Source organism: Caballeronia sordidicola (assembly GCF_002220365.1).
GTDB lineage: Bacteria > Pseudomonadota > Gammaproteobacteria > Burkholderiales > Burkholderiaceae > Caballeronia > Caballeronia sordidicola_C.
Window position 1 is genome coordinate 1 of sequence record NZ_MTHB01000161.1, and the last position, 7,088, is coordinate 7,088.

Here is a 7,088-nt window from a genome sequence, read left to right on the forward strand (position 1 = left end):
AATTTACCGTCCGGGATCACGCAAGGGCTCAACTTCCTGATCCCCGAGAACTGGTCCGCTGATCAGGCGCTCGCCGTCGTAGAACTACTGGATGACCTGCGCGAGCGTATCTGCATGCACTATCAGCTTGAGCTTCTTGAACTGCAACATCAACAACGCGCCAATCCCAAAAACGCTCACCCCAACGACGTAGACGACCCATTTTAAAGTTGCGGAAATAGTCGGTGGCAGGGGGTCTCATCCTTGCCGCCATCTATCCGCGCTTTTACACCGCCGCTAACACCCCGCAACCAAAGTCAACCTCGGAAAACTAACCCACTCGCTCACGGTAAGCGCAGTATCGATAACGCAAACGTGAAGATTCTATGTGCAGTTACCGCAATCAGAACCAAGTCAGTACCGAATGCAATAAGCGATTGAATCATAAATATTAAATTAGTATTACTGAATAATTGGCAGAGAGACGCCGTCTGCAACAGGATGCAGCTTCGTCAAGGCACAGCGCTTCATGAGGGAGGCGTTAGTCCGAACTTTGAGCCATTGAATTGCCGAAAGCCGCGTCAGCGCTGGGCTTCAGCAATTTTTTAGTAGTCCTCTGTAGCCATGTACACTTATTCCCTTGCTTTTTCTCTGATGGTCTGCTTTGATTTGTGTTCATGTACATCGAACACGTCCCCAACCGCAACTCGCCACCCGCAATCCTGCGCGAGTCCTATCGCGACGGCAAGACGGTCAGAAAGCGCACCCTTGCCAACCTCTCGTCGCTGCCCGCAGAGGTGATCGATGGCTTGAAGGTCTTGTTGCGCGGCGGCGTCGCGGTGCCATCGGTCGATGAAGCCTTCGTGATCGAGCGCAGCCTGCCGCACGGGCATGTGGCCGCCGTGCTCGGCGCGGCGCGTGCCTGCGGCGCCGAGCAGTGGTTTGCCGCGGCGCCCACCGCGCTGCGCTCCGTGCTCATGGCACTGCTGATCGCACGCGTGATCTCGCCCGCCTCCAAGCTCGCCACGCACCGCACGCTCCAGGAGCAGACCGCGGCCCACTCGTTGTCGCGACTGCTCAAGCTCGGGGAAGTCCGCCTCGATGACGTCTATGCCGCGCTCGACTGGTTGGGCGAAGCTCAAGCGGGCATCGAAAAGCGCCTGGCCAGGCAGCATCTGGCCGGTCATACGCTGGTGCTCTACGACCTCACTTCCACGTGGGTGACCGGACGCTGCTGCGAGCTCGCGGCGCACGGCTACAGCCGCGATGGCAAGCGTGACGACCCGCAGATCGTGTTCGGGCTGGTCTGCACGTCTGAGGGCATCCCGGTGGCGGTCGAAGTCTTCGCCGGCAACACGGCCGATCCGGCGACCGTAGCGTCCCAGGTGGAGAAGCTCAAAGACCGCTACGGGATCGACCAGCTCGCCTGGGTGGGTGACCGCGGCATGCTCACGCAGGCCCGTATCGACACGCTCTTGCGCCCGGCCGGCCTGGACTGGGTGAGCAGCCTGCGCGCGCCGCAGATGGCCACGCTCGCCCAGGAGAAGGGACCGTTCCAGCCGTCGCTGTTCGATGAGCGCAACCTGCTTGAGGTGACGAGTGACGCGTTCCCCGACGAGCGGCTCATCGTGTGTCGCAATCCGCTGTTGGCCGAGGAGCGCAGGCGCAAACGCGAGGCGCTGCTGCAGGCCACCGAGCAGGAGCTAGCCAGGATCGCCGAGGCGACCACACGCGTACGCAATCGGCTCAAGGGTGCCGAAGCGATCGCCTTGCGCGTGGGCCGCATAATCGATCGCTTCAAGATGGCCAAACACTTCGAGTTGAGCTTCACCGACTCGAGCTTTAGCTGGGCGCGCAAGACGGTGCAGATCCAGCAGGAAGCCGCGCTCGATGGCCTGTATGTGGTGCGTACGAGCTTGCCGGCGGCGGCTCTGTCAGCCGAGGCGGTCGTGTCGGCCTACAAGGGCCTGGCGGTGGTGGAGCGCGCCTTCCGTTGCCTCAAGACAGTCGATCTGCGGGTGCGTCCGATCTTCCATTGGAACGCCGAGCGCGTGCGCGCGCACGTCTTTCTGTGCATGCTCGCTTACTACGTCGAGTGGCACATGCGCGAGAAGTTAAAGCCGATGCTATTTGACGATGAGTATGTCGAACAAGCGCGCGCTACTCGCCCTTCACCGGTGGCCAAGGCGCGACGCTCGGACCAGGCGAAAGCCAAGGACGCGACCAAGCTTAGCAAGGATGGCTTGCCGGTCCACAGCTTCCGTACGCTGCTCGACGACTTGGCCACGCTCGCGTACAACGTCTGTTACACGTCACTCAATCCGGATGCCAAGCTCGTCATGACGACGCGGCCCACACCCGTTCAAGAAAAAGCCTTCCGTCTGCTGAACATCAACCCCGCCTGTACCCAGTAGCCGCTCCCGGCAATCTAAACATAAGCACGTCTAATCAATACGTTACGCCGCCGGAGCGGTCAAAGTTCGGGTTAGTAGTGGCACAGCGCCTTGCGCGCGCTGCAGCTGAACGTGGTCGGAAAGGTCCTTCGCGCTTAAACGATCAGAATTAGCCGCCAATCGCGGTCATGCTCAAATTGCTCGCGTCGGTTTGCAAACGAATGTCGCCGATCGCATCGTTCACGTTTCCGGTGTTTTTTAAGTTTAACTAAATAATCTAGGCTTTGCGCTCCGAGGCAAGCTCGTATACCCGCCGCCTGCGTGTGTTGTGCATAGGATACGATTAGATGGCCTGCGAAGCTGGGCGAGTGCGGGACGTCAAGAGGGGAGGGCGCTCATTGATCTGGAGATGGAGTGCCTCGCACACACATATTATGATTCCGAGAGGCAAACAGCTAATCTGCGCTTCCAGTGCCAGCTTTTAGGCCTTGTTCAATAATGGAGCGTATTACCTCGGCAAACTCTTCCGGCGCTTCGACGCACGACGTATGGCCCGTTTCAAGCACCACGAGTCTCGAACCCGCAATACCGTTGAGCAGGCTTTCTGCATGGGACAAGGTCCGAACTGGGTCGCGGCTTCCGTGCACCACTGCGGTGGGAAGGGATGAAAGATCACTGAGCATGCTCGTGAGATCAGTTTGTTGCAAACTGCGCAAACTCTCGATAGTCGCGTCAACAGTAACGCGGCGTGGGTATGTCATAAACGAGTCTACGAGCTCGGCGGGGCAGACGCTTCCAAGCGAGCGTTCCGTCATCGCTTTCCACAGCGGCGGACCCCATGTCTGAAGGATGCGCTCGATAACCGATTCGATGTCGCCGTGTCCCTTTGTATTCGCTCCGCTATTGCTAAGCACGAGACCAACCACATTCGTTTTCGTCGAGCGTAAATCGATCGCAGCGGCGAGCGCCGCGATCGGCGTGCCTACCGAATGTCCTATCAGCACGGTTGGTCCAAGCTCTCTTATCAGCATGGCTACACGTTCTGCAACCGAGTGAAGGTCGTGGGGGCCCGCACCTTCGAGCCAGCCCACACCAATGGCGCGAAGTTTGACCAATCTTGTAACAGGTGCGATGGCGTTTGGCGGAACGAGAGCTCCGGGCAAGAAGATGAGGGTCGGTCGGTTTTTAGGTCCATGACTGAGGTGGAACTTGGCTAGCGCCTGCGTCATTGATTTACGCCCATTTTGTTGCTCGATGGGAGTCGGCAGCGCCGTCGCGGTGCTCCTCCCAGCGGTTCCGTGATTTCCAAAATGATAAGCTGAATGCTTCATGAGACGCTGTGGCTGTCGCATGGGCGATCAGCATTTTTGGAGTCAGCTCGCGTACTTGAATCAGTCAATTGCTACGTTTGATTCGACAAGCTGGCATCCATATGCGTAAGCTTGCGTGCTGTCGTCGCAGTGCGGGCTAACACTGATTCGTAGGCCTCGCTCTGTCTGCCGCGAACTCTGATCGGACAAATCGGTGTGCGGATGTTGAGCGGTGCAGCCTCTTAAGAAACCATCGCAACGCGACGTACTGGTGACGGCTTGCGACGAAATAAATGGCGAATTTTAGCCATCCGCTTTCTGTGTTTTTTGGAAAAGTGAACGTGAAAATCCGTGAAATGAGTCTCCTTGCCGACGCGCGTGCCGACCTGCTGTGTTATCTGGTCGCCACAGCGGCGGCGACTTACGCGCTGACCAGTGACTGTCGAGTAGACCACGTGGTGATCTCCTGTCGGTCGTGGCTTTCGCGCAACCGGCTGAGTCTGCCATGGCTTGATCGAGTTCGCCTTGGGCAGTTAGCGTTGCAAATTGCACGGCGCAATCTGCGCGGCGTGGGCATTGCATTAAAACAAGCTGAGGTTCAGGGTCTCTTCACGGGCGACATGAAGTTGAACCCGGCGAGTACGGTCGTTCAGCGGATGCTTCAGGTATGTCGCCATGCGTTAAAGGATTATCGACTCGCATGAGGATGGCAATGAACTCAACCAATTTGATTGAAGCTATCGTCGTTGACGGCGGGCTCGCGGTCGCCTTCGAACTTATCGCTGCGGGACGCATCGTGAAATGCTCGGTATCCCGTGAATCGTTGCAAGACTACTTTTGGCTTCAATCCGACGCGGACGAGGCGCGTGTGCTCAAGATCTTCAATGACGGCCGCCACCGAATCGTTGCTATCGCCGAGCGCAAGGCGCGTCGGCTCGCGGCCGCTTCTATTCGCCTGGAGGCGGCAGATTTTCAGCGGTAGGCGAAAGGATGACGCGTGGTAATGCAGGCACAATACAAACATGAAAGCTGAGAATTCGAATCCTCGCGAGGCCGCGGCGCTGGCAAGAGTGGCCGAGGCCGCCCGCGAAGTGCAAGCCGCGTCTACTGCGATAGAGGCGCACTTCACCGCTGTAGGCGAGCGACAAGCTTCCGCGCTGGAGCTTGCACGTCTAACTGCCGCAGTGCAGGAGCTCGAAGACGCTCGGTTAGCCTTGGCCCTCGTCATCGATGATGGCAATGGTTGACGGCGCGATAGAGCATCCGTTGTACGCTCCGGAAGAAGGCATCCAAAACGAGTGCCGTCGAGGACGTTAAAATGGGTTGGAAAACTCTCCGTCGGATTCCCCGCCGGAGGCCGTGCGTCGCATTGATTAACAGCTAGGAGAGATGTGGATATTTTCTATCACTGGAGGGACTTCGCGCTCGATATGAAGGAGGGACGCATTGGTACGCTCGGGTCTGACGGAGCCCTGCTTGAACAACTGAAGGAACGCCTCCCTCGCAAGGTCTGGACATTTGTGACCCCGAAGGGGAAAAAGGATCGGTTACAACTCATTGGCTCGTTTCTAATCACTGAGTCGAAGCCTGTCTCGTTCGTACCCAAATGGAAACACAACCTGTTCTACGATGCTGCGTCTCCCAGATCTGTCTTCTACACCGACTCGGACAGCCCTGAGAAAATTGATGAGGTGAGCGACTATTTCAATCGCCGATTCAACGCGACGGGCAAATCTAATCTGCATGGGGAGAAGGGCGTGCGGGAAATGGAAGCGGATGTCGTCTGCGGTTTCGAAAAGCTCGTGCAAGACTACGCAACACGGCAGTTGATGGATGGATTGCGAGCGCTACGCTAAAGCGCAGATGAGAAATGTGAAAAGTCCTCGCAAACCTCTCCACTTACGGGGCGACGAGACGGCGTACTGTGACAAATTTCGCGTACTCGTGTGGCGAGGCAACAGCGTTAAACGTTCGCCTGCGGCTAAGCGATGGGTTATTCGCAACATATGCAACTAACGATCTGTCGCGTTTGTTTCCACGAAGTTAAATCGACCGCGGACCGACCACCACGACGATTGCATGAGACGGCGCTAGGGCGATAGACCTTACACGAAGATGGCCGTCGCCGCCGGGCCGAACTTTTTGCAGCAGCCTTTCCGAAGGTTTAAGCGTCTCACAGTGCTTTTGGTTCTCGTACATTGATTCAAGCGCCGTGTGGAAGCAAATCAACCCAGGGATTGAACAAAGGCACGCGCGTTTTTGCATAGCCCCCCGTGTCGCGCGAAACTACTGTCAGGCCGTGGTGTAGGGCAGTCGCTGCGATTATGAGGTCAGGCTGCGAGAACGTGTGTCCGATCTTGCGGCCTTCTTCGACCAGGAGCCGCCATTTGAACATGACGTCCTCGGTGACTTGCAGCACACGCTGCTCGAACTGGGGCCGTACCTTGAGTGCCAGCCAGTCGTTTAACTCAGCGCGACGATTAACGTCGGCGACCAGCTCGATGCCAAAGCGGATTTCGGCCAACGTGACGGAGCTAACGTACAACTGCTCGAGTTGTAGTGACTCCACAAAGGCCGCGACCTTCGGTTCTGGCTTCGGGCGACGCAGCTCGGACAGGACGTTGGTGTCAAGAAGCCAGCCGGTCACAGCGTAACGTCGCGCACAGGCATGGGTGTGCGTTCCGGTCCAAGGTCGATGTCAGGGTACGGTGACGCCTGGAGCGCGTCGATGAGGGCACGACCTGTCGGACTGCCCTGGAGCCGTCGAAAGTCTTCAGCGGCGATCACGACGACTTCATCTCGCCCATGGACGGTGACGTGCTGAGGCCCCTCGCTACGCACTTTGCGTACGAGTTCACTAAAACGCGCTTTGGCGTCTTGGAGCAGCCAATGACCCGGCGGCAATTTGGACGTTTGAGGTTTCACGGGCTTCGGTCCCGACGATTCATAATTTCTAGTCATGCTGACTAGATTAAAGGAACAATCGAAGAAACTCAAGTCGTAAGGGGCGATCTATTGCTTATCGCAGCCTTGGCGCGGACGGTCGTCCGTCATCATTGGCCGGATTGTCTATCGATTTGCAAGTCTGATAGTTGTTATTATCAGATAAGTTTTTAATGCGTAAAATCGGGGGTATTCGACTTTACACGTAGCTCTGAGCTAATGATCTGCTTTAAAACGAGGTTTGCGGCGAGATCCGGCGTCTTCGGCGCAGCGGGGAGGGCGCTTGGCTAACCAGACCCAGCAACTCGCGTTGCCCGCTCCCCGAACCTACAGTCGCACCGACTTCACGGCGCTGCGCGCGTTCGTTCAGCACATCACGCCTGCGGTCATCGCGCGCCGCTATTACGATCCCGATGACCGCGCGGTCTCGCCGCAGGCGGCGACGCCCGATGCGATGGAGCGG

The 7,088-nt window shown here is 57.6% G+C and carries 10 protein-coding genes; 7 read left to right on the top strand and 3 right to left on the bottom strand.

Translation table 11 applies throughout. From position 1 onward, the window contains the following. On the top strand, nt 1–207 hold a 207-nt coding region (locus BSU04_RS23870), incomplete at its 5' end, for a hypothetical protein (RefSeq protein WP_089162553.1). Between the two features lie 449 nt (nt 208–656). Further along, nucleotides 657–2,393 (top strand): IS1634 family transposase, encoded by a 1,737-nt coding sequence (locus tag BSU04_RS23875; RefSeq protein WP_089162906.1) that lies wholly within the window; start codon nt 657–659, stop codon nt 2,391–2,393. Nucleotides 2,394–2,827: 434 nt separating this feature from the next. Here BSU04_RS23875 and BSU04_RS23880 read toward each other — a convergent pair whose 3' ends face one another. Beyond that, a complete protein-coding gene (locus BSU04_RS23880; RefSeq protein WP_179258419.1) occupies nt 2,828–3,703 on the bottom strand; it encodes an alpha/beta fold hydrolase in 876 nt (291 codons plus the stop codon). Nucleotides 3,704–4,038: 335 nt separating this feature from the next. Between BSU04_RS23880 and BSU04_RS23885 the strand changes: the two genes are divergently transcribed. From BSU04_RS23885 to BSU04_RS23900, 4 genes are all read left to right on the top strand, one after another. Further along, nucleotides 4,039–4,386, top strand: coding sequence for a hypothetical protein (locus tag BSU04_RS23885; RefSeq protein WP_089162913.1), 348 nt, complete (start codon nt 4,039–4,041; stop codon nt 4,384–4,386). 8 nt (nt 4,387–4,394) lie between these two features. Next, nucleotides 4,395–4,664, top strand: a complete 270-nt coding sequence (locus BSU04_RS23890; RefSeq protein WP_089162914.1) for a DUF1488 family protein — start codon at nt 4,395–4,397, stop codon at nt 4,662–4,664. A 40-nt stretch (nt 4,665–4,704) separates the two neighbouring features. Beyond that, nucleotides 4,705–4,929, top strand: a complete 225-nt coding sequence (locus BSU04_RS23895) for a hypothetical protein (protein ID WP_089162908.1) — start codon at nt 4,705–4,707, stop codon at nt 4,927–4,929. 144 nt (nt 4,930–5,073) lie between these two features. Continuing rightward, nucleotides 5,074–5,538, top strand: coding sequence for a hypothetical protein (locus tag BSU04_RS23900; protein ID WP_089162909.1), 465 nt, complete (start codon nt 5,074–5,076; stop codon nt 5,536–5,538). 347 nt (nt 5,539–5,885) lie between these two features. On the opposite strand, the gene BSU04_RS23905 is transcribed toward BSU04_RS23900, so the two are convergent. Both BSU04_RS23905 and BSU04_RS23910 read right to left on the bottom strand, forming a co-directional pair. Beyond that, nucleotides 5,886–6,329 (bottom strand): type II toxin-antitoxin system VapC family toxin, encoded by a 444-nt coding sequence (locus BSU04_RS23905; RefSeq protein ID WP_089162910.1) that lies wholly within the window; start codon nt 6,327–6,329, stop codon nt 5,886–5,888. Further along, nucleotides 6,326–6,607 (bottom strand): type II toxin-antitoxin system Phd/YefM family antitoxin, encoded by a 282-nt coding sequence (locus tag BSU04_RS23910; RefSeq protein ID WP_256983259.1) that lies wholly within the window; start codon nt 6,605–6,607, stop codon nt 6,326–6,328. Before BSU04_RS23910 ends, BSU04_RS23905 begins: the two co-directional genes overlap by 4 nt. A gap of 301 nt (nt 6,608–6,908) precedes the next feature. On the opposite strand from BSU04_RS23910, the gene BSU04_RS23915 reads away from it, so the two are divergent. Continuing rightward, on the top strand, nt 6,909–7,088 hold a 180-nt coding region (locus BSU04_RS23915), incomplete at its 3' end, for a hypothetical protein (protein WP_144021204.1).